19 protein-coding genes are annotated in these 20,698 nt (G+C 58.8%); 4 read left to right on the top strand and 15 right to left on the bottom strand.

Annotated elements, in window-relative coordinates:
* Positions 1–128: 128 nt before the first annotated feature.
* The 7 genes from QMK58_RS13210 to QMK58_RS13240 all read right to left on the bottom strand — a co-directional run bounded on the left by QMK58_RS13210 (position 129) and on the right by QMK58_RS13240 (position 6,308).
* Complete coding sequence (locus QMK58_RS13210; protein WP_053160919.1) at positions 129–2,072, bottom strand: response regulator; 1,944 nt, start codon at positions 2,070–2,072, stop codon at positions 129–131.
* Positions 2,062–2,937, bottom strand: a complete 876-nt coding sequence (locus tag QMK58_RS13215) for a sensor histidine kinase (protein WP_053160918.1) — start codon at positions 2,935–2,937, stop codon at positions 2,062–2,064. Before QMK58_RS13215 ends, QMK58_RS13210 begins: the two co-directional genes overlap by 11 nt.
* Positions 2,930–3,940, bottom strand: coding sequence for an ATP-binding protein (locus tag QMK58_RS13220; RefSeq protein ID WP_053161356.1), 1,011 nt, complete (start codon positions 3,938–3,940; stop codon positions 2,930–2,932). Before QMK58_RS13220 ends, QMK58_RS13215 begins: the two co-directional genes overlap by 8 nt.
* Complete coding sequence (locus tag QMK58_RS13225; protein ID WP_053160915.1) at positions 3,937–4,341, bottom strand: anti-sigma regulatory factor; 405 nt, start codon at positions 4,339–4,341, stop codon at positions 3,937–3,939. Before QMK58_RS13225 ends, QMK58_RS13220 begins: the two co-directional genes overlap by 4 nt.
* On the bottom strand, positions 4,338–4,700 hold the full coding sequence (locus QMK58_RS13230) for an STAS domain-containing protein (RefSeq protein WP_053160913.1): 363 nt from the start codon (positions 4,698–4,700) through the stop codon (positions 4,338–4,340). The genes QMK58_RS13225 and QMK58_RS13230 overlap by 4 nt, the downstream gene beginning before the upstream one ends.
* A 4-nt stretch (positions 4,701–4,704) precedes the next feature.
* Entirely contained in the window at positions 4,705–5,556 is an 852-nt protein-coding gene (locus tag QMK58_RS13235) for an STAS domain-containing protein (protein ID WP_053160912.1), read from the bottom strand.
* 230 nt (positions 5,557–5,786) lie between these two features.
* Entirely contained in the window at positions 5,787–6,308 is a 522-nt protein-coding gene (locus tag QMK58_RS13240; RefSeq protein WP_053160909.1) for a DUF4142 domain-containing protein, read from the bottom strand.
* A 218-nt stretch (positions 6,309–6,526) separates the two neighbouring features.
* Between QMK58_RS13240 and QMK58_RS13245 the strand changes: the two genes are divergently transcribed.
* Positions 6,527–6,760: a DUF465 domain-containing protein gene (locus QMK58_RS13245; protein WP_053160908.1), complete on the top strand. Its 234-nt coding sequence runs from the start codon at positions 6,527–6,529 to the stop codon at positions 6,758–6,760.
* 127 nt (positions 6,761–6,887) lie between these two features.
* Here QMK58_RS13245 and QMK58_RS13250 read toward each other — a convergent pair whose 3' ends face one another.
* The 5 genes from QMK58_RS13250 to QMK58_RS13270 all read right to left on the bottom strand — a co-directional run bounded on the left by QMK58_RS13250 (position 6,888) and on the right by QMK58_RS13270 (position 11,307).
* On the bottom strand, positions 6,888–7,901 hold the full coding sequence (locus tag QMK58_RS13250) for an SMP-30/gluconolactonase/LRE family protein (protein ID WP_320396534.1): 1,014 nt from the start codon (positions 7,899–7,901) through the stop codon (positions 6,888–6,890).
* A 56-nt stretch (positions 7,902–7,957) separates the two neighbouring features.
* Positions 7,958–9,100 (bottom strand): SRPBCC family protein, encoded by a 1,143-nt coding sequence (locus QMK58_RS13255; RefSeq protein ID WP_053160906.1) that lies wholly within the window; start codon positions 9,098–9,100, stop codon positions 7,958–7,960.
* A gap of 105 nt (positions 9,101–9,205) precedes the next feature.
* Positions 9,206–10,069 carry a LysR family transcriptional regulator gene (locus QMK58_RS13260; protein ID WP_053160905.1) on the bottom strand — a complete coding sequence of 288 codons (864 nt, stop codon included), beginning with the start codon at positions 10,067–10,069 and terminating at the stop codon, positions 9,206–9,208.
* A gap of 148 nt (positions 10,070–10,217) precedes the next feature.
* On the bottom strand, positions 10,218–10,532 hold the full coding sequence (locus QMK58_RS13265) for an SCP2 sterol-binding domain-containing protein (protein WP_053160904.1): 315 nt from the start codon (positions 10,530–10,532) through the stop codon (positions 10,218–10,220).
* A 64-nt stretch (positions 10,533–10,596) separates the two neighbouring features.
* Positions 10,597–11,307 carry a histidine phosphatase family protein gene (locus QMK58_RS13270; protein WP_053160903.1) on the bottom strand — a complete coding sequence of 237 codons (711 nt, stop codon included), beginning with the start codon at positions 11,305–11,307 and terminating at the stop codon, positions 10,597–10,599.
* Between the two features lie 202 nt (positions 11,308–11,509).
* Here QMK58_RS13270 and sohB point away from each other — a divergent pair, with 202 nt between their 5' ends.
* Together sohB and QMK58_RS13280 are read left to right on the top strand one after the other, a co-directional pair.
* Complete coding sequence (gene sohB, locus QMK58_RS13275; RefSeq protein ID WP_053160902.1) at positions 11,510–12,532, top strand: protease SohB; 1,023 nt, start codon at positions 11,510–11,512, stop codon at positions 12,530–12,532.
* Between the two features lie 235 nt (positions 12,533–12,767).
* On the top strand, positions 12,768–16,643 hold the full coding sequence (locus QMK58_RS13280) for a dermonecrotic toxin domain-containing protein (RefSeq protein ID WP_320396420.1): 3,876 nt from the start codon (positions 12,768–12,770) through the stop codon (positions 16,641–16,643).
* Positions 16,644–16,688: 45 nt separating this feature from the next.
* Here QMK58_RS13280 and QMK58_RS13285 read toward each other — a convergent pair whose 3' ends face one another.
* Both QMK58_RS13285 and QMK58_RS13290 read right to left on the bottom strand, forming a co-directional pair.
* Complete coding sequence (locus tag QMK58_RS13285) at positions 16,689–17,183, bottom strand: DUF934 domain-containing protein (RefSeq protein ID WP_053160900.1); 495 nt, start codon at positions 17,181–17,183, stop codon at positions 16,689–16,691.
* Complete coding sequence (locus QMK58_RS13290) at positions 17,167–18,825, bottom strand: nitrite/sulfite reductase (protein WP_053160899.1); 1,659 nt, start codon at positions 18,823–18,825, stop codon at positions 17,167–17,169. Before QMK58_RS13290 ends, QMK58_RS13285 begins: the two co-directional genes overlap by 17 nt.
* A gap of 523 nt (positions 18,826–19,348) precedes the next feature.
* Here QMK58_RS13290 and QMK58_RS13295 point away from each other — a divergent pair.
* Positions 19,349–20,434, top strand: coding sequence for an ABC transporter substrate-binding protein (locus tag QMK58_RS13295; RefSeq protein ID WP_053161354.1), 1,086 nt, complete (start codon positions 19,349–19,351; stop codon positions 20,432–20,434).
* 6 nt (positions 20,435–20,440) lie between these two features.
* Here QMK58_RS13295 and QMK58_RS13300 read toward each other — a convergent pair whose 3' ends face one another.
* Entirely contained in the window at positions 20,441–20,659 is a 219-nt protein-coding gene (locus tag QMK58_RS13300) for a DUF2970 domain-containing protein (RefSeq protein WP_053160898.1), read from the bottom strand.
* Positions 20,660–20,698 lie beyond the last annotated feature (39 nt).

The following is a 20,698-nucleotide window of genomic DNA, read 5'->3' on the forward strand; positions in this document are numbered from 1 at the left end:
TGAATGACACACCGCCATCGCGAGCATGCTCGTTCCTACAGTGGATCTGCGGTGAGCATAACGTCCGTGTGCGACGAAACCCCTGTAGGCGCGAGACTGCTCGCTCCTACAGGGGATTGGACTAAATTTCAGACACCGTCCAGGGTCCGGCGCACCTTATCCAGCAGTTCATTGATCTGAAATGGCTTGATCAGCATTTCCATGCCGCTGCCCAGGAACACCTGGCGATTGATCGCGGTTTCGGCGTAACCGGTCATGAACAGGATCGGCAACGCTTCGCGCCAGCCCCTGGCAATATCGGCCAGTTCCCGGCCACTCATACGTGGCAGGCCGACATCCGTCAGCAGCAGGTCGATGGACGGGTCGTTTTGCAGGCGCTCCAGCGCGCTTTCGATGTCGCTGACTTGAGTACAACGATAACCGGCATCGGCGAGTACCTCAGCGACGAACAGCCGTACCGAGGGTGTGTCCTCGACGATCAACACATGCTCACCGGCTCCCTGCGGATCGACATTGGCCGGTTCGACCAGGCTGGCCGTGGGATCGGTGCTGGCAGGCAGCATGATGGTCACTTCAGTGCCGCGTCGTGCCACGCTGCGGATGTGCGCATCGCCACCCGATTGCCGGGCGAAACCGTAAATGCTCGACAGCCCGAGCCCTGTACCCTGGCCCAGCGGCTTGGTGGTGAAGAACGGATCGAACACCTTGCCGATCACGCTGTGGTCGATACCGGTCCCGTCATCACGGACCGACAGTGCAACGTACGCGCCATCGGCCAGGTTCGGATCGCCATGGGAGTACGCGGCATAGGTGTTGACCCAGATGTTGCCGCCCTGGGGCAAGGCATCGCGGGCGTTGATCACCAGGTTGAGCATGGCGCTTTCAAGTTGAATCGGGTCGACCAGCGCGATAGCCGGTTTTGAAGTCAATTCCAGTTTCAGCGCAATGCGTTCGCCGATGGTACGCACCAGCAATTCTTCTAGGGAGCGAATGTGTTCGTTGATGTCCACTGGCCGCGTGTCGAGGGGCTGTTGACGGGCGAACGCCAGCAAACGGTGGGTCAGTGAGGCGGCGCTCATGGCTGAGCTCAATGCGGCTTCGGCATAGAACTCGACCTTTTCGGTGCGCGATTCGGCGACGCGTTTCTGGATCAGTTCCAGGCTGGTGATGATGCCGGTGAGCAGGTTATTGAAGTCATGGGCGATGCCTCCGGTCAATTTGCCCAGCGCATCCATTTTTTGCACTTGCAGCAGTTGAGCTTCGGTGCGCGCCCGTTCGGCGACTTCCTTGGCCAGTTGCGTGGTGGCGTCATCCAGTCGGGCCAGGTGCGAGCGTTCGCGATGGCGGTGCTCGGTGACGTCCTCGACAAACACCAGGCTCAGTTCGGGTGTGCGGTAAGGTGAAATCTGCCACAGGGTCTCTCGTGTTTCGCCCTGCACCTGCATGTTCAGCGTGCCTTTCCAGCGCTCGCCATAGGCCAGGCGCAGACGCAACTCGTCGATGATAGCAATCTGGTCGTCGGCGAAGCACTCACGCAGCGTGTCCGGGTCCAGGTTGTCCTGCACCAGTTGCGCGAATGCGTGGTTGCATTCATGTACCTTCAACTGCGCATCCAGTACGGCAATGGGCGCGGATACATTGACGAAGATCTCGCGAAACCGCGCTTCGCTTTCACGCAGGGCATTTTCGGTGTCGCGCACCCGCATCAACGTGCGCAGGGTGGCCAGCAGCACATCCGGGTCCACCGGGTGAATCAGGTAGGCATCGGCACCGGCGTCGAGTCCGGTGATGATGTCGCCGGTCTGGATCGACGCGGCTGACACGTGAATAACCGGGAGCAGGGCGGTAGCGCCTTCGGAGCGCAATTTGCGCACGATGTCGAAACCACTCATGTCGGGCAGGTTGACGTCGAGGATCAGCGCATCGATGGCAACACTCGCGACCAGTTCCAGGCCCTCGGTGCCAGTACCGGCCTCGAGCACTTCATAACCGTGGCGTTCCAGGCGACGGCGCAAGGCATAGCGCGTGGCGACGTTGTCGTCGACGATGAGCAAGCGCAGGTCACGTTTCATCGGCAGGCTCCATGGCGATGGCCAGCGGGATGATCACGAAAAAGGTCGAGCCCACGCCCGGCGCGCTCTGTACCCCGACTTCGCCGCCGAGCAGGCCCGCGAAGCGTTTGCACAGGGATAGGCCGAGCCCGGTTCCACGCAGGCGTTTTTGCAGCGGCGAGTCGACCTGGGAGAAGTCCTCGAACAATGCGCCATGTAGCTGCTGGGCGATACCGATTCCGGTGTCGGTGACGGCAAATCGCACGTGCGTCGCGTCTTCCAGTCGTGCCGAGACCCGCACTTCGCCATGGGTGGTGAACTTCAGCGAGTTGGAAATGAAGTTACGCAAGATCTGCGCGAGCTTCTTGTCGTCGGTGTACAGGCGCGGGAGGCCAACGGGTTCCTCGAAAATCAGGTCGACGGCACTGGTATCGACAATGGGCCGGAACATGCCGCGCAGAGCCGCGAACAGGTCGAACATGTCGAACCAGGCCGGGGAAATGGTGATGCGCCCGGCTTCGATCTTCGCCAGGTCCAGCAAGTCGTCGACCATGTCGCTCAACTCGCGGGCCGACGTGCTGACGAAGGCGACCTGCTTGTGCTGCTCAGGGCTCAAAGGTCCGTCGAGCTCATCGCTCAGCAGGCTGGCAATACTCAGGATCGAGCCGAGCGGGGTGCGGAATTCGTGGCTCATGTACGACAGGAAGCGACTTTTGAGATCAGACGCCTGGCGCAACTGCTCGGCCTGGGTATCGAGTTCGGCGTACAGCGCCAGTACGCCCTGATTGGTTTCATCGAGCTCTTCGCGCAATGCCGTGGCTTCGCTTTGCAGTCGGGCGATTTGCGCGGCTTGCTCATCAAGCGGGCTCAAGGGTGATTCAGCCATGGGTGGCCTCCAGAGCAATGACCAACACCGTGACATCGTCCCGACCGCGACAGAAATCGCGGTGCAGGACGGCGGCGATCACGGCGGGGTGCCGGTGCACCAGACCGGGATAGTCCTGCAGGTTCCAGCGTGATTGCAGGCCGTCGCTGTACATGATCAACAATTGTCCGTTCACTTGAGCATAGTCAAAGGGTTGTGCCTTTCGATATTGCACGCCGACGATGCCGGGGTGCGAGGCGAGGCCGCGGGATTTTTCCGGTGCAATCAGGCAGGCGCCGATGTTGCCGATGCCGGTGAAGGTCAATGAATTGCGGGCCGTATCGACCTGCGCAACGGCCACGGCACCGCCACGGGTGGCGGTCATGGCTTGGTGAAGGTCCTCCATCATCAGTACCGGTGAGACAAATGGCGACAACGCGAAGGCTTTTTCGCCGGCGCGTGCGGCCACTTCGGCGTCTTCGCCATGCCCGAGTCCGTCGATCACCAGGGCGCTGATGTGTGGACCGTCAAAGGCCAGATGCCAGACATCGCCGCAGGCCGGGTCGTTGTGCAAAGAATGCTGGCTGACGCCGATTCGCCGGTCCGGGGCCTTGTCTTCGCGTGGGTAAAGTCGGGTCAACAACACAGCGCCACGGTGGTCGGCGTACACATCAAATACCTGTGCCTGGCGTGACACCGCGCCCAATCCGATGCCCTGTGTGCCCCCCGTGGAAAAACCATCGGTGAGGCACGCCTGCAAATCAAAGCCTTGGGCGCGGTCGACGGCGAGCATTTCGATACCGAAGCCACCCTTGCGCGGCAAGACGCGCAAGTGCATTTCGCCCCGGGCTGCATGCTTGAGGATATTGCTCGCCAGTTCCGTGGCCACCAACGCAACCCGCCCGGCATCGGTCGCATCGAAACCGTGTATTTGCGCCAGGTTTTGCGCGGTGCGCCGGGCATGGCCGATCTGGCTGCTGTCCTCGATCGCCAGGACTTGGGTCATCGACCCGCCGATGTTCATGTCCATCGGGTGATCGTAACGCGAGTGCCTTGGCCTGGCGCGGTGTCGAGCTCAAACTCGTCCACCAGGCGCTTGGCGCCGGTCAGGCCCAGACCCAGACCGGAACCGGAGGTCCAACCGTCGGTCATCGCCAGTTTGATGTCCGGGATGCCCGGCCCTTCATCGCGGAAGGTCAGGCGCAAGCCACAACGGGCATCGTCATCGAGGATTTGCCAGTCCATGTCACCGCCACCGCCGTAGACCATGGTATTGCGCGCCAGCTCGCTGACGGCGGTGACCAGTTTGGTCAGGTCGATCAGGCGCATGCCGCATTCCTGCGCGAGTTTGCGCGCGGTCTGGCGGGCCAGCACCACGTCCTGCTCGATGTTGATCGACTGAGTGCCGCTGCTGCGCACGTTCATTGCTCACGTACTCGGTCCTGCAACAGTTTCATCCCGCGTTCGACATTCAGCGCGGTTTTCACGCCGGGTAACGTCAGGCCCAGTTCAACCAGGGTGATGGCGACCGCGGGTTGCATGCCCACCAGCACGGTCTGGGCATCCATGATGCTCGAGAGCCCGGAAATGGTGCCAATCATCCGGCCGATGAACGAGTCGACCATGTCCAGGGCCGAGATATCGATCAGCACACCCCGGGCGGATGTTCGGCTGATGCGCTCGGACAGATCGTCTTGAAGGGTCAGGGCCAACTGGTCATGCATGTCGACCTGAATGGTCACCAGCAGAAAGTCGCCCATCTGCAAAATAGGAATGCGCTCCATGGGCTCAATCCACCTTGCTGACAGTCAGCCCGAGTCGGGTCAGCGCGAGTTTCAGGGCATCGGCCAGGTTGGCTTTGGTCACCACACCTTGCAGGTCCAGGCCCAGGTGCACGATCGTCTGGGCGATCTGCGGGCGCACGCCGCTGATGATGCAATCGGCACCCATCAGGCGAATCGCCGTGACCGTTTTGAGCAAGTGTTGCGCCACCAGAGTGTCAACTGTCGGCACGCCAGTGATGTCGATGATTGCAATCTCCGAACCCGTGTCGACGATGCGTTGCAGCAACGATTCCATCACTACTTGGGTGCGTTGTGAGTCGAGGGTGCCGATCATTGGCAGTGCCAGCACGCCGTCCCACAGTTTGACCACGGGTGTCGACAGTTCAAGCAATTCTTCCTGCTGGCGCTTGATTACCGCCTCGCGGGACTTCTGGAACGTGCGAATGGTGTGCATGCCGAGGGCATCGAGCAGTTCGGAAATCTCCCAGAGCTGTTCGGCCAGCAGCGCCGGGCTGTCCTGATACTGATTTTGCAGCAGTGCAAAGAGCGGACCTTTCAACGAAAAAATGAAACTGGCGGTCTGGTGCGAGTCCTGCCCGAGGAGGGCGCGACTATGGGAGAGTTTTTCGAGGAATTGACGGATATCGTTCCAGCCGGCGGCGGTGATGTTCTGGCCGTTGCCGTTTTGCAGGCCGGCGACGATCAATTGCAGAAAGTCGGACGTCTGCTGCTGCAAATCCTGCTCTTTAAGGTTGCGTGTGGCACCGCTGGCTTCCAGGCCGTTTTTCCATTCGGTCAGCAATTGAGCCTGGTTTTTGATCATTGCATCGAGTGTGCTGGTCTGCAGTGCCGCCATGTGCTTTGACTCCTTGAAAGTGTGTGCCGATTCTCCAAAAAATGATCGGCGCAAGTCAGTGACATTTGCCGTACGAAATAGTTGTTCGTCCCGGGCAGGAATTTTTCTTGTGTGCACCCAGAACTGTAGGAGCTGGCGAAGCCTGCGATCTTTTTTTTTGCGTTTGCCGAACGTCGTCCAATAAAAAAGCCGCGCCAGGGGACGCGGCTTTTGGTGATTGTGCGAGGCAATTATTTGCTCGGATGAGCAGCCTGAAGTTTTTTCGCCATCTCCAGGTGTTTTTCCAGCGCCGGCAGCATTTTCTGCGCAAAGCCCTTGAGCTCGGTGGCGCCTTTGGTTTTATCGTCCGTCACGGTATTGGCTTCTTTCTTGAACAACTCAATGGTGTCTTCGTGGGCCTTGACCTGGTTGTTGGCGTAGGCCTCGTCGAAGGATTCATCGCGCATGTCGAGGATCTTTTCCTTGGCCTGCTTCACCAGCGTGGTGGTGTCTGGCACCTCGATGTCATTTTTTTTTGCAATGGCTGCCAGTTCATCGTTGGCCTTGGAATGATCGGTGATCATCATGTTGGCGAACGACTTCACGTCGGCAGAGGCACTTTTTTCCAGCGCCAGGCGGCTGGTTTCGATTTCCGCAATGCCGCCGGCGGCTGCTTTATCGACAAAATCATTGGAAGTGGCAGCGAAAGCCGTGCCCATGCTGGTACTCAGGGCTACGGCCAGGGCGAGGTGGCGCAAGTTCAATCCGTCCATTGGTCTTTCTCCACACGGGTTTTCATGGGTGATCCGGTGATCGTTAACGTGTGGAGGCCGATTCAGACACAAAGGTTTTATCGCATTTGCGACAGGACGACGAACGGACACCGCTGGTCTGACAGGTGGTCGACAGAACCGCCCAACCAAGGCCATTCTGATAGTTGGTGAACGCAATCGATCGCGTTTCACTACCGATCATCATACGGAGGTGTTCCATGCCGGTGTCCCATGACCTTTATCAGGATCTGAAACGTTCAAAGGAAGAAATCCAGCAGAAACGCTCCAAGGATCCATTACTGGATTCGTTGCTCAACAAGTACTCACAGGCAGATGCCGAAGTGTTGAAGGCAGAGGAAGCAAAATCCAGCGATGACACGGTGACAAAGCTCAAGGCGAAGCGTTTGGAGGTCAAGGACAAGATCGTCGAGCAACTGCAGTCTTCGTCCTGACCCGGAAGAAGAGGCAGACTGAACCCGCCCTTGTAGGAGCAGGCTCGCCCGCGATGATGCCAGTCCATTCAACATTGATGTTGGTTGACTGGCCCATCGCGAGCAGTCTCGCTCCTTCAGTTGTTTGTCAGAATGCCTTGCTCAACGGCAACCGCACCATGTGCTGCGCCTTTAGCGAACCAAAATACAACCAGTCCCCATATTCGCGCACCGTGGTAATCGGCGAGTAATTGCCTGCGCCAGCATCCTGCAGGTTGGCAATGACCTTGCCCTCAAGGTCAAGGCCGAGGGCGAACCCGTGTTTCTCTACCGGTTTGGGCAGCACGGTCAGGGCCCGAACAATCATCTTGCGCACGAACGGGTGTGGGGCGGTGGCGTCGAGCAGTGCATTGCGCGGCGCATACAGCGCTACCCAGAAGCGGTCGTGACCGTTGAACGACAGGTTGTCCGGTAAACCGGGCAAGTTGTCGATGAACAGGTCGTGGGTGCCCGCTTTCGGCCCGCTGAGCCAGTAACGGCTGATGCGGTAGGCGCCGGTTTCGTTGACCAGCACAAACGCATCGTCCGGCCCCATGGCGACGCCGTTGGCGAATTCCAGTTTGTCGAGCAGTACGGTTGTCTTGCCCGTCTGGAAGTCATAGCGCAGCAAACGACCGTCACCGCCATGCTCAAGCACTGCCTCTCCATCATGGCCGTAACCGAAGCGGCTGGATGCGTCGCTGAAATAAGCGTAATGACCAGGCTTGTCGATGATCACATCGTCGGTAAAACCAAACGGCGTGCCGCCAGCCTCGGTGGTCAGCGCGACCAGCCGTCCCTGGGCGTCCAGTGACAATAGTCCTTTGATCGCATCGGCGATCACCAGCAAACCATTGGGATGGCGAGCCAGCCCCAAGGGGCGGCCACCCGTATCGGCCAAAACTTTGGTGGTCTTGCCGTCAAGGCTGGTGCGGATCAGACGGCCATCGTGCAGTCCGGTGATGAGGCTGTCGTTCTCCAGCAGCAAGGCTTCTGGCCCGTCGATGTCCGATGCGCCTACGCGCTCCACGCCTTTGAGGCGCTGATTCTCGGCAAAGGGGCCATCGGTGAGAGAGGGCGCTGGTTGAGGTGTCCAGGCCACCGGTTTGACCTTGGTCGGCATCAACAGCAAGAAGGCACCAATCGCGATGATCAGGGCCAGCACGAAATGGCGCACCTTCACGCGTCAACTCCCGCCGCCAGGTGGTGTTGAGCCTTCTCGCGCAACGCCCGCAGTGATGCCGCCGACTCGTGATCGATACGACGCTTGAGCAGCAACTGGTTGGCAATTCGCATCGCCAGGCTACTGAAGCGGTACTCCAGCGTACGGGTGAAGCGGGTGTCTTCACCTTCGCGGCTGCACTCGTAGGTCACGATCAAGGACAAACCATTGTCACCCTGAGCCTGCGCACTCCAACGTCGCCCGGGCAAATATTCCTGCACTTCCCAGCTCAGGTGACCATCGCGTCCACCGGCGCGAATGTCTTCCTCGAAGCGCGCACCGGCATGCAACGGACCTTTTGGGCCGTCGATCCGCAGCGACGACGGATGCCATTGCGGCCACAGAGACACAGTGCTGGCGTAGGCAAGTACCTGGATTGGATGTCCGGCAATGACGGTCTGATGCTGCATGCGGGTCATGGGGATTCTCGTCAGGTTGAACAGTTCAGGTTCCGGCTCCCAGTAGAGGGTGCCAAACAGGTAGTCCATCAGCGGAAAAACGATGTTGAAATTGCGCTCCTGCATCAGTTCGCGGCGATGATGCAGCTCATGCAGGCGGCGCATCTGGCGAATCCACGGCAGACGCGAAATCGGGATGTGCGGGGGCAAGTGTTCGCAGGCATGGAACACTTCATAGGCCAGGTAGCCGACGACCAGGCAACCCGCGACCAGTCCGGCGACATTGGTATTCCATTGTTTGAGCAACCACCACAGCGGCAGGGTGATGACCAAGGTGTGCAACACAATCAGCCACGCTGGAAACAGAATCACCCGCCAGTCCCGCGCATCTTCGTAGGTCATGTGGCCGGGAGCGAAAAAGCTGTGGTGGTCGCCGGCATGTCGGGCATAAAACATTCGGGAGAAGCTTTTTTTGTGATGCCCAAGGTGACGGTGGGCGCCATATACCCCGAGGTTCAAGAGCAGCAGGGTCACGGGCACCGCAAGCCATTCTGCTGGCCGAACCTGATGCACATTGCTCCAGAAAGCGCTGATGGCCACCGACCCGAACAGCAAGACAAATGTGCCGTGTAGCCATGGGTTGTAGCGTGGATGAACGGCGGCACGGTAGCGGCTGCGGAATGCATCGGTGGTCTGCCTCACTGCAATCACCTGTCGTTTTTGTTATCCCCAGCAGATTAGTCGATTTCGGCGTTCAGACAGGTGAACCTGAAGGACACAACCGCCATGCTCCGGTGAAAAATGCATTCAGGTCAGCGGATCCCAGCGTTGCGACCAGTCTTCGTTGGAGTCGATGACTTCGCGCAGCAGATCAAAGGCCTGTTGCAGGGTTGGCGAGTCGCGGTCGCGGGAGTAAACCAGATAGGTCGGGTAATTGAATTCCGGGGCCTTTGGCACCCGTTCCATTGCTCCGCTTTCCAGATAGCTCTGTACGACGCGGGTCCGGAAATAGCCGCTGCCACCGTTTTCAAGGATGTACTGCAAACCCAGCGGCCCCAGGTTGAAGCTCAAGGCAGCCTTGGAGTTTTCCGGCAGGGCAGTATCGTGTTGGCGCCGGAAATCAGGGCCCCAGTCGATGTAAACATAAGGATCGGGTCGATTGGCCAGGCGCACCAGGATGAGTTTTTCTTCGAGAACCTGCTCGACCTGAAGGCGTGGCCAGTATTGGGGTTGATACACCAGCGCCGCATCCAAAACCCCCAGTTCCAGCTGACGCAGCAGGTTTTCGCCGTCACGGATTTCCATGCGCAAGGCATGGCTGGGGATCTTCACTCGAATTTGGCGGGCCCAGCCGAGCATCAGCGGGTTGCACAGACTGACCTCGCCACCAATGTGCAACACATTGTGATAACCCTCTGGCAACGGCAGGTCCCGTCGTGCGGCTTCCCAGGTTTCCACCAGTTGATTGGCGTAGACCACAAAGGCTTCACCGTTGGGCGTCAAGCGTGCTCCTGCGCGATTTCGTATAAACAGAGTGCTGCCCAGTTGGCCTTCAAGTTTCTGCACGCGGGCGGTGATTGCGGTTTGTGTCACATGCAGTTTTTCCGCCGCCGCAGCCAGGCTGCCGTGGCGGACGATTTCGAGGAAGGTGCGGGCGAGGTCGATATCCATGGGCAGGCCGGTGTTGAAGGTGCTCGTATTGTAGGAGTGCCTGCCGGGCACAGATACAGGATTGTGAAAGACTCAAACAACAAATCCCGCCACGAGGGGCGGGATTCGCTTGCAGCCAGACGACTCCCGAAGATCGGGAGCAGCGTGCTTAGCTTGGGAACAGCTCGGACAGTTTCATGGCCAGCATCATGTCGCCTTCAGCGCGCAGCTTGCCGCCCATGAACGCTTGCATGCCGTCGGTTTCGCCGCTGACGATGCCTTTCAAGGTTTCCTCGTCCATCACCAGGGTCACCTGGGCGTCCGGGTTTTCGCCTTCCTGCAACTCACAGGTGCTGTCCTTGACGATCAGCGAGAAGTTCTTGGTGTCGTCGATGCGAAAACCGAAGACCAGGTCCAGACCGGCGGCAGCGGCTGGGTTGAACTTGGCTTTCATTGCTTGTACGGCATCAGCTACGGAGGTCATGGTTCGATCCTTTCTTGGGTAAAAAGAGCTGGGTGAATACAGCCAGGGTCACAATAGTCCGGACTCAGCGAAATGTGATGAGTTCCGGGGCCTTCAACAGTTGCAGGTGCGTTTGACTGTTGAAGGAAGCCAGCGACACCTCGCGACCACGGAATTTCAAGTGGTTGAGCGAGGTGTTGACGATTTGCCAGTTCAATTCAAAGGCCTGTTTTGCAGGCATTTGCGTAATAAGGTGGAGCAGGGCAGTGATGGTGCCACCGGAAGTAAACACGGCGATTTTCTGGGTATTGTCGGCTTGTTCAAGGATTCGGTGCAGGCCAGCCTGAACCCGCTCGACGAAGCCCAACCAGCTTTCCAGCCCGGGGGTGTCATGGGTGCCGGCGAGCCAGCGTTCGATGATCAGGGCAAAAATGCGCTGGAACTCACCGCGGTTTTGCGTCGCGTTGCGCAGGATGTTCAAGGCGTCTGGCTCGTCTGCCAACATCGCCGGCAACAGTGCGCGGATGACTGCGTCAGCATCGAATTCGTTGAACGCTGAATCAGTCTCCAGGATCGGCACCGGCAGGCCCACGGCAGCGAACTGTTCCAGCGCGCTGTTGGCGGTATGCTGCTGACGGCGCAAATCGCCCGCGAGGCAGCGATCGAAGCTGATCCCGAGTTCGGCCAGGTGCTGGCCGAGGATTTCTGCCTGGCGAATACCGGTCGGCGACAGGACGTCATAGTCGTCTGCACCAAAGGAGGCCTGGCCATGTCGAATCAAATAGATACTGCCCACGTCCGCGTCATCCCGGTACGTTGAAGGTTTGGCGAGGTTATGGGGATGGCGGTGAGCTGTCAATGAAAAAACATACGCTTGTTTGAAATGCTCGTTACACGCCTGTTGCCAGAGGTTTCACGGCTGGCCGATGAGCTGGCGCATGGGTATGCTTGAGGTATCCCGCGCGCGTACCAAGTCGCGCATCGTTCAAGGAGTCCCTGTGGAGTTTTTCACCGAGTACGGCATCTTTCTTGCCAAAACCGTGACCCTGGTGATCGCCATTCTGGTGGTCCTGGCCAGTTTTGCGGCCCTGCGCAGCAAGGGCCGACGCAAGACGGCCGGTCAGTTGCAGGTCAGCAAGCTCAATGATTTCTACAAAGGGCTGCGCGAACGCCTGGAGCAAACCTTGCTCGACAAGGATCAACTCAAGGCGCTGCGTAAATCCCAGGCTAAAACCGATAAAAAGCAAAAGAAGAAACCCGAGACCAAACCTCGGGTGTTCGTGCTGGATTTCAATGGCGATATCAAGGCCTCGGCCACCGAGAGCCTGCGCCATGAAATCACCGCACTTCTGACCCTCGCCACACCCAAGGACGAAGTGGTGCTGCGACTCGAAAGCGGCGGCGGGATGGTTCACAGTTATGGCCTGGCGTCTTCGCAACTGGCACGCATCCGTGACGCGGGTGTGCCGCTGACCGTGTGCATCGACAAAGTCGCCGCCAGTGGCGGCTACATGATGGCGTGCATCGGGCAGAAGATCATCAGCGCACCGTTCGCGATTCTCGGCTCGATCGGTGTGGTGGCGCAGTTGCCCAACGTCAATCGCCTGCTGAAGAAGCACGACATCGACTTCGAAGTCCTCACCGCCGGTGAATACAAACGCACTCTGACGGTGTTTGGCGAAAACACCGAAAAGGGGCGGGAAAAGTTTCAGGAAGACCTGGATATCACCCATCAACTGTTCAAGAACTTCGTGTCCCGCTATCGCCCCCAACTGGCCATCGATGATGTCGCTACCGGCGAGATATGGCTGGGTGTGGCGGCACTGGACAAACAACTGGTGGACGAGCTCAAGACCAGCGACGAGTACCTGGCCGAGCGCGCAAAACAGTCCGAGCTCTATCACCTGCACTATGCCGAGCGCAAAAGTCTGCCGGAACGCATCGGCATGGCTGCCAGCGGCTCGGTCGATCGCGTATTGCTGAGTTGGTGGAGCCGGTTGACCCAGCAACGTTTTTGGTAAGCCCGATACTGTAGGCGCGAGCTTGCTCGCGATGGACATCAGCGATAACGCGCCCCGTCTGGGGAGCGCACGTATCCAGACGGCTATCGCAAGCAAGCTCGCCCCTGCAGTTGACAGCGTTATGGTTTCCGCCTGGAAACCGCGAATTTTCCGAAAGAAGCTGTCGATCACTCCCACGTTGCAGACCACCGAGATTGGTTAGGGTGAAGTTCCTCTAACTGCAACGGAATGCAAAATGAACGAGTTGTCTGAAGCGAATTCCGCGCAACCTCTGCCCCTGCTCGACGAACTGAAAGCTGTCGTGGCCAGGGTGCTTCCACAAACACCTGCCCAGTTCGCTGAATGCGAGATCAAGAAAAGGTGGGACGTCGACCCGCAATCAGCCTTGCTGGTTACGCTCGATTACGATTACGCGGGGCATCCTGCCCAGAACGGCCTTTACCAGGGGCAAGTGACGCGTTCGCAAACACTGGTGCAAGCGTTGTTATCCAATTACCAGACCGTCGCCGACGGACGCTTTGGGGAAAACGCCTTCGGTTTATTCACGCCACCAGACGTCGGCCCGTCGGTTCGAATCGTTGAAAATGTCGACGAATTTGCCTACGACGGCAGCGGTAATCACAAAACTTATGAGGGCATCTATCGCAGTACGCTACCGCAAACCTATGGGCCGCAGACACAGATCAGTCTCAGGCCTGCCGACTTCAAAAAATGGGTCTGGCTCCTGTCTTTCAAGGACTTGTACCAAGCGTATGTCGAGAGTGCCTGGCCCGCGGATGAGGCCATCGAGGCGGTCAAACCCTTCGCCTTGAGAATGTCCACCAAAGCCGCGTTTGTCATGGCGGCCTGGCTGCAGCGCAAGGAGGGTTGTTTGAGCGAAGAGGGCCTGCATCTGGCCATGCGGTCGGCGGGATTGCCCATCGATCAGGCTTGGGAAACCCTGACGATTCAACAGTTGCAAGCGCCGACCCGGATCGCCTCAGGTGTCGAGGTAAGCCGTCTGCTGCTCTATCGATACAGCGCGACGGATATCTGGTGCTATCGCGACCGCACCAGCGGCAAGGTGCTGATGTACATTCCGGGCAATTCCTCGCCCCTGCATGAATTTGCCGATGGACACTTGCTGCGCCGCTGGATCGTCGACCAGGGCAGGTTGACCGAAACCAGGCAGGCGTTGGCTTCACACTTCGCCGAAGACGATCGCCGCGACGGTACGTTTCACGCTGGCGTGCTCACCGCGCTGGATGGCATGGTGAAATATCCGCAACAACATCGGTTGACCAAGGAAGCCGGATTTTTCAACAACGATGGCTATTGGAATCCTGAGGATTACATCGGTTTCGATCCTGCCCCCGCAAAAACCGACCCTTTTGCGCAACTGGTGTTGAGCATGAAACAGGCCGCCCAGGCCAGTGTCGACACTATCCGTGATGATGCTCAAGTCAACCGCGACAACTTGAGTGCGGTCGTTGAACCGATTGTCCACTGGGTGAGCCAGTTTGGTCCTCTGGCGCTGTTTGTACCAGGCGGTGAAGGGTTGCTGGCCCTGGCCGGGGCGATCGACGCCGCCTACGGCCTGGATCAGGCCCTCAATGGCGAGACGGCCGAGCAACGTTCCGAGGGCGTGACCCGCACCGTTTTCGGCTTGCTCAATGCGCTGCCGCTGGTTGCGGATGCCGCTTCCTCAGTCAGCAAAGGCACGGAGGCAGGCGCGCAGATCAAACTTGAGGATGCACAGGGCGAACCCTCGTTAGTCCCTGGTCCCGAACCAGCGGTCATCGCCGTGCCCGGGCAATCGACCTCGCCAATGCTGTCACGTACCGACTTGCTGCGTGGCGTCGGTGCTCCGGCGGGTACATTCAATGATGAGGTGCTGGCACAGATTGGCAGGGTCAGTGCTGTCAGTGACGACATGCTGCGTCTGATGCAGTCGGGCAGAGCTCCGACCCCTTTGCTGGCGGACACTATTGACCGGTTCAGGATCGATCAGGAGGTTCGGGCGCTGCCGGACACTTTCGGCACGCCCGGCGAAAGATTCAACCGCCTTTACCAGGCGCTGCAACGGTCGGAGCACCAGTGGGTGCAATTGTTTCAACGGCAATATCCCGACGTGCCCAAACTCGCCCTCGAGCAGCTGCTCGACCGCTACGGCGTTGACTTCAAGGCTGAGCCGGACGCCGCCGAGGCGCGACGACTGTTCAGACAATTGAACAGCAAGGCTCGCCAATTTCAGCAGCATGTGCGCCTCAATCGGGCGTTTGAAGGACTTTACCTGCACTCGGTCGCCAATCCCGAGGCGGACACCCTGGCTTTGCACTCACTGAAAAACCTGCCCGGCTGGTCCAAGGGCCTGCGCATCGACGTGCGTGATGGCTCGATTGCAGGTCGGTTGCTCGATCGCAGCGGTCCGCTCGACGCAGTGGATTGTCGAATGGTGATCAAGTCGGGGACGGGCTATCTGTCCGGTAGTTCGGTGACAGATTTTTATGAAGCTGTTGCTGGGGTGTTGTCCAAGGATGAGCGTTCAGCGCTGGGGCTGCGATCACGGGATCTCGGTGGGCAATTGAAACTGCAAGTTGGCGAACGACTCCTATCTCGTTCAGAGCTGATACTCGGTCTGGGCAGGATGGATTCAGGTTTGCCCTTCGAGGCTTACGGACTCAGAGGCGGCGGTTATCCGGGCACGCCTCAAGCGGCAGCCCTGACCTGGCAGGTATCGAGGTTGCAAGTCAAGGATATCTATCCCGAGTTTTCCGACGCCGAGGCCGATGAAGTGTTGCAGCGCCTGGGAGGTAACGCTCAGCGTCATCTCGAGGAGCTGAGGCGGCAGATGCATCAACTCTATAGCGATATAGACACCTGGATCGATCAAGTGGGGGTGGACATCGACGATATGGAGGTAGCGTTCCTGCAAATGGGCGATCCCGGTACCGAAGGCCTTGATCACACGCAACTCGCTGCACAAAATGCCCGAACGTTACAAGACGCCATGCGCCAGGAAGCCGCGACCCGAAACGATCTGGCCGATGAATTGATCGATATCTGGAAGAAACGCTCACCGCAACAACAAAGTCACTATTCAGGCAATCACGTGGACGGTTTCGTCATGAACCTGAGCCATGAAGACTACCACCGGCTGCCAGCGCTGAATGTGCGTTTCAACGATGTCGTGGAGCTGAACCTGCGAAACTTCCACTTGACCGAAAGGGAGACGCTGAACGGCTTCCTTGAGCGGTTCCCCAATTTGCGCACTCTCGATCTGCAAGACACCGACCTGCGATTGCCCAACATCGACGGTGAGCTTGAAAGCGCCTTGCCACCCACCATTGCGCAGTTACAGCACCTGACTGTGTTGAATCTGCGTGCCACCCAACTGACCTTCGAAGAGGCCACAGCGGGACAGTTGAGTTCGCTGACCCAGCTGCAATCGCTGGATCTGAGCGATAACCCATTGGGCGTCCCGCCGATGGTGATGGGGATGGCGCAGTTGCGTTCGCTCAATCTGAGCAATACCGGCATCACGACGTGCCCGGCCGGGATCATGGACCAGCCCTACCTGACGACTCTGGACTTGCGTGACAACCAGATTCGCCGTGTGCCGCAGGCCATCTTGAACCAGGCCATCGCCAGGGATCGGGTGCTGCTGTGGAACAACCCTCTGGATGATGAAGACACGTTACGACGGCTGGTCAGCCATCGACAACGAACGGGCGTCAATTTGTGGCTGAGCGTGCCGGGTCATGACTATTCGGGCCCTGCCGCCTGGTTGCGCGCAATTGAAGGGGCGCCGCGCGAGGCGGGGCTACAGATCTGGCAACGGCTGGCGCTCAGACCGGGAGGGGCGCGATTTTTGGGGACCATCAATGCATTGACCCTGACCGCGGACTTCCAGGTTGATTATCTGGATCTTCAGGCACGGGTCTGGCAGCTGTTGACTGAAGCAGAGGCTTCGCAGGAACTGTGGGCGCGATTGCCCCGCAATATTCGATTGCCATCGGGAGCGTTTGACAACCCGTTTGCCGTGTTCACAGCGCTGGAGGATGGGGCGAGGCTCTATAACGACTGGGTGGCATTGGGGCGGCCGTTTCCGACTGGAGAGGGTGCCTTGTAGACGTAAAAAAGCCTCGAGCCCCGCAAGGGGCTCGAGGCTTCATGATCACCGGCGACGAAACAGCGGCAGCGGTTCGTCAGTGGCGGCCTGATAGGTTACCGAGAAGTCCTTGAGTCCCTCAAGGGCTTCATACGGGTCTTTATCGGGGCGAATTGCAAAGGCATCGAAACCGCAGCGATGCAGGTAGAACAGTTGATCACGCAGCACATCGCCAATGGCCCGCAGTTCGCCTTTGAAACCGTAACGGTCGCGCAGCAGGCGGGCGTTGGAGTAGTTGCGGCCATCGGTGAAGGCCGGGAAGTTCAGGGCGATGACTTGGAACTGCGCCACGTCTTCACTGATTTCCTCGGCTTCCTCATCGGCATCCAGCCAGATGCCCAGGCCGCCGTCGCGGGCCAGGAGCATGCGGCTGTGTTCGCGCCACAGCTGCAACGGGACAATGTAGTCGTCGCAGTTGGTGATCTCGTCGATGTTGAAGTCCTTCGGCAGCAAGTGCCAGGTTTCGTCGACGACTTCGTTGTTCTTAATGATTCGCTGCATAGACGCGTTCCTTGAAGAGGTCGATGCCAATACGCTGGTAGGTGTCGATGAAACGCTCGTCTTCGGTACGTTGTTCGATGTACACGTCGATCAGCTTTTCGATCACGTCAGGCATGGCTTCCTGGGCAAAGGACGGCCCGAGGATCTTGCCCAGGCTGGCGTCACGGCTGGCGCTGCCGCCGAGAGACACCTGGTAGAACTCTTCGCCTTTTTTGTCCACCCCGAGGATGCCGATGTGGCCGACGTGGTGGTGACCGCAGGCGTTCATGCAACCGGAGATGTTCAGGTCCAGTTCGCCGATGTCGAACAGGTAGTCCAGGTCATCGAAACGACGCTGGATGGATTCGGCGATCGGGATCGACTTGGCGTTGGCCAGGGAGCAGAAGTCACCACCGGGGCAGCAGATGATGTCGGTCAGCAGGCCGATGTTCGGCGTAGCGAAACCTTGCTCGCGCAACTCGCCCCACAGGGTGAACAGCTTGTCCTGCTCGACGTCGGCCAGAATGATGTTCTGCTCGTGGGACGTGCGCAATTGGCCATAGCTGTAGCGGTCGGCCAGATCGGCAACGGCGTCTAGTTGCTTGTCAGTGATGTCGCCCGGCGCAACGCCGGTCGGCTTCAGGGACAGGGTCACGGCGACATAACCCGGCTTCTTGTGGGCCAGGGTATTGCGAACACGCCAGCGAGCGAAGCCCGGGTGTTCTTTGTCCAGATCGGCCAATGCACCGGCCTGGTTGTCCAGGGACTTGTACTCAGGGTCGACGAAGTGCTTGGCGACACGATGAACTTCGGCTTCGGTCAGTGTGGTCTGGCCACCGCGAAGGTGTTCCATTTCCGCATCGACTTTCTGCGCGAAGACTTCAGGCGTCAGCGCTTTCACCAGGATCTTGATCCGCGCCTTGTACTTGTTGTCACGACGGCCGTAGCGGTTGTAGACCCGCAGGATGGCGTCGAGGTAGCTCAACAGGTCTTGCCACGGCAGGAATTCATTGATGAATGCGCCCACCACCGGCGTACGGCCCAGGCCGCCACCCACCAATACACGGAAGCCCAGTTCGCCAGCGGCGTTGTGCACCGGCTCAAGGCCGATGTCGTGGACTTCGATGGCGGCACGGTCGGAAGTCGACCCGTTGACGGCAATCTTGAACTTACGCGGCAGGTAGGCGAATTCCGGGTGGAACGTTGTCCACTGGCGGACGATCTCGCACCATGGGCGCGGATCGATCAGTTCATCGGCGGCAACGCCGGCAAACTGGTCGGTAGTGACGTTGCGCAGGCAGTTGCCGCTGGTCTGGATCGCGTGCATCTGCACGGTGGCCAGCTCAGCGAGGATGTCCGGAATGTCTTCCACGGCCGGCCAGTTGAACTGCACGTTCTGCCGGGTACTGATGTGGGCGTAGCCCTTGTCGTAGTCGCGGGCGATTTTGGCCATCATTCGCATCTGGCGCGAAGTCAGTTGGCCATAAGGCACGGCGACCCGCAACATCGGGGCGAAACGCTGGATATAAAGGCCATTTTGCAGGCGCAGCGGGCGGAACTCTTCTTCGCTCAGCTCCCCTGCCAGATAGCGTCGGGTCTGATCACGGAACTGCTTGACGCGGTCCTCGATGATCCGCTGATCGTATTCGTCGTATACGTACATATAAGTCCTGTTCTCAGGCTTGGGTCGCTCGGATACAGCTGCGTTTTTGTGCTTGCCGGAGTCCGATAAAACCTCTGCAATTCTGCGCGCACGGCCGCGCTCTCCCTACGGAGCCGGGGCAAGATACCAGTTTGCAGTTATGCGTAAAAGTGATGTTTGAGCATATGTAAAGAACCAAATCGCCTAATGAGAATCGTTGTCGCAAAGACCCTGTTTGTGGTGCGGGCAATCGTCGTCTTTACTGTGATCGAGTCTTTATGCAATCACCGATAAAACCGACAAGAGGCGATGCAATGAGCAACCCAACCAAAGCACAAAAAAGCGATAGCTCGGTCGATGCCTGGGCGATTTTGTTTTTGATCATTCTGGTCGTGGGGACGGCGGTTTTCTGGGTCAGTCACCAGTAAGCGACTACATCGGGCCTATGTTCTGACGATTGTCAGGCAAAAACCGGAAAAGTCGCCGTTGTAGCGGAGATTCGCTGGCTATAATGCGCGGCGAATTTCCGGGGCTCGGTCGACACATGTTGAAGTTTCTGAGGGGCGTACTGCTGACGCTGGGCTTGGCCGCGGGAAATTGTGCCCAAGCGGCGTCGGTGTTGTTCCTGAATCCGGGAACCACCAAAGAAGCTTTCTGGGTCAGTTATTCGCAGTTCATGCAGGCCGCAGCCACGAATCTGGGGATGGACCTGCGCATCCAGTATGCCGACCGGGTCCCTGAAAACATCATCAAACAGGCCCGTGAAGCCCTGCAGGGACACAATCGTCCCGACTATCTGGTGTTCGTCAACGAGCAATCCGTGGCGCCCGAAATCCTGCGTCTGGCGCAAGGCAGCGGTGTAAAGCTGTTTTTGGTCAATAACGCGCTGTCAGCGGATCAGGTGAAGCTACTCGGTGCGCGGCCGGACAGGTATCCCGGTTGGGTCGGTAGCCTGGTGCCCAATGACGAGGAAGGTGGCTATCTGATGCTCAAAGAGCTGATTCGTCGACATCCTCCTGTTACATCTGGGGATACGATCGAGCTGCTGGCGTTTTCCGGGTTGAAGGTCACCCCGTCGGCGCAGTTGCGTGAAAAGGGTCTGCGTCGGGCATTGGCCGAGCATCCTGAAGTTCGGCTGCGTCAGCTGGTGTATGGCGGCTGGACACGGCAGCGTGCTTATGAGCAGGCCAGGTTGTTGTTCAAGCGTTACCCCCGAGCCTCACTCGTCTGGACTGCCAATGACGAGATGGCATTTGGCGTCATGCAGGCGTACGCCGAAACGGGAGGCGTGCCTGGCCAGGGCGCGTTGTTTGGCACCATCAACAATTCACCGGCCGCGTTGCAGGCTCTGCTGGACAATCGCCTGAGCGTGCTGCTGGGCGGTCATTTCAGCCTGGGTGGCTGGGCGATGGTGCAATTGCACGATTACGACGAAGGAATCGACACCAGCCAGTTCGGTGGCCGCGACCGGCAGATACCCTTGCTCGAGGTCATTGATAAGACTCAGGCCAGACGGTTGCTGGGACTGGGCGCCAAGCAGGACTTCGGTGTAAGTTTTCATAAGCTGTCCGCCAAGGGGCGACCGACGTCCTGGCGCTACCCCTTCACCCTGCAGACCTTGATGCACTAAGCCGGGTCAGACGCCGGCCAGGTGCAGCACCAGCTTCACGATGCCGAACAGCGTCAACGCGAACACCGCCGTGAACACTATCCCCAACACCACAAAATGACTGGGTTTGCCGTGAGTGAAGTCACGGGCGCGGTTCTTGCCGCTTTGCACCCCGAAAGCCGCCGCCATGACGCTGTGCAGCATCTGCCAGAAGGTCGGCGGTTTGTTGTCGGCTGGATCGTCCATAAATCCCTCACCACAGATGTGTGTGAGGCAAGCATAGAC

The sequence above is a fragment of the Pseudomonas sp. P8_241 genome, assembly GCF_034008315.1.
Taxonomy (GTDB): domain Bacteria; phylum Pseudomonadota; class Gammaproteobacteria; order Pseudomonadales; family Pseudomonadaceae; genus Aquipseudomonas.

What these genes read in the sequence shown, in the direction of transcription:
- QMK58_RS13210 (WP_053160919.1), bottom strand. Translation starts at nt 2,072, where the DNA reads ATGAAACGTGACCTGCGCTTGCTCATCGTCGACGACAACGTCGCCACG.
- QMK58_RS13215 (WP_053160918.1), bottom strand. Translation starts at nt 2,937, where the DNA reads ATGGCTGAATCACCCTTGAGCCCGCTTGATGAGCAAGCCGCGCAAATC.
- QMK58_RS13220 (WP_053161356.1), bottom strand. Translation starts at nt 3,940, where the DNA reads ATGAACATCGGCGGGTCGATGACCCAAGTCCTGGCGATCGAGGACAGC.
- QMK58_RS13225 (WP_053160915.1), bottom strand. Translation starts at nt 4,341, where the DNA reads ATGAACGTGCGCAGCAGCGGCACTCAGTCGATCAACATCGAGCAGGAC.
- QMK58_RS13230 (WP_053160913.1), bottom strand. Translation starts at nt 4,700, where the DNA reads ATGGAGCGCATTCCTATTTTGCAGATGGGCGACTTTCTGCTGGTGACC.
- QMK58_RS13235 (WP_053160912.1), bottom strand. Translation starts at nt 5,556, where the DNA reads ATGGCGGCACTGCAGACCAGCACACTCGATGCAATGATCAAAAACCAG.
- QMK58_RS13240 (WP_053160909.1), bottom strand. Translation starts at nt 6,308, where the DNA reads ATGGACGGATTGAACTTGCGCCACCTCGCCCTGGCCGTAGCCCTGAGT.
- QMK58_RS13245 (WP_053160908.1), top strand. Translation starts at nt 6,527, where the DNA reads ATGCCGGTGTCCCATGACCTTTATCAGGATCTGAAACGTTCAAAGGAA.
- QMK58_RS13250 (WP_320396534.1), bottom strand. Translation starts at nt 7,901, where the DNA reads ATGCCGACCAAGGTCAAACCGGTGGCCTGGACACCTCAACCAGCGCCC.
- QMK58_RS13260 (WP_053160905.1), bottom strand. Translation starts at nt 10,069, where the DNA reads ATGGATATCGACCTCGCCCGCACCTTCCTCGAAATCGTCCGCCACGGC.
- QMK58_RS13265 (WP_053160904.1), bottom strand. Translation starts at nt 10,532, where the DNA reads ATGACCTCCGTAGCTGATGCCGTACAAGCAATGAAAGCCAAGTTCAAC.
- QMK58_RS13280 (WP_320396420.1), top strand. Translation starts at nt 12,768, where the DNA reads ATGAACGAGTTGTCTGAAGCGAATTCCGCGCAACCTCTGCCCCTGCTC.
- QMK58_RS13285 (WP_053160900.1), bottom strand. Translation starts at nt 17,183, where the DNA reads ATGCAGCGAATCATTAAGAACAACGAAGTCGTCGACGAAACCTGGCAC.
- QMK58_RS13290 (WP_053160899.1), bottom strand. Translation starts at nt 18,825, where the DNA reads ATGTACGTATACGACGAATACGATCAGCGGATCATCGAGGACCGCGTC.
- QMK58_RS13295 (WP_053161354.1), top strand. Translation starts at nt 19,349, where the DNA reads ATGTTGAAGTTTCTGAGGGGCGTACTGCTGACGCTGGGCTTGGCCGCG.
- QMK58_RS13300 (WP_053160898.1), bottom strand. Translation starts at nt 20,659, where the DNA reads ATGGACGATCCAGCCGACAACAAACCGCCGACCTTCTGGCAGATGCTG.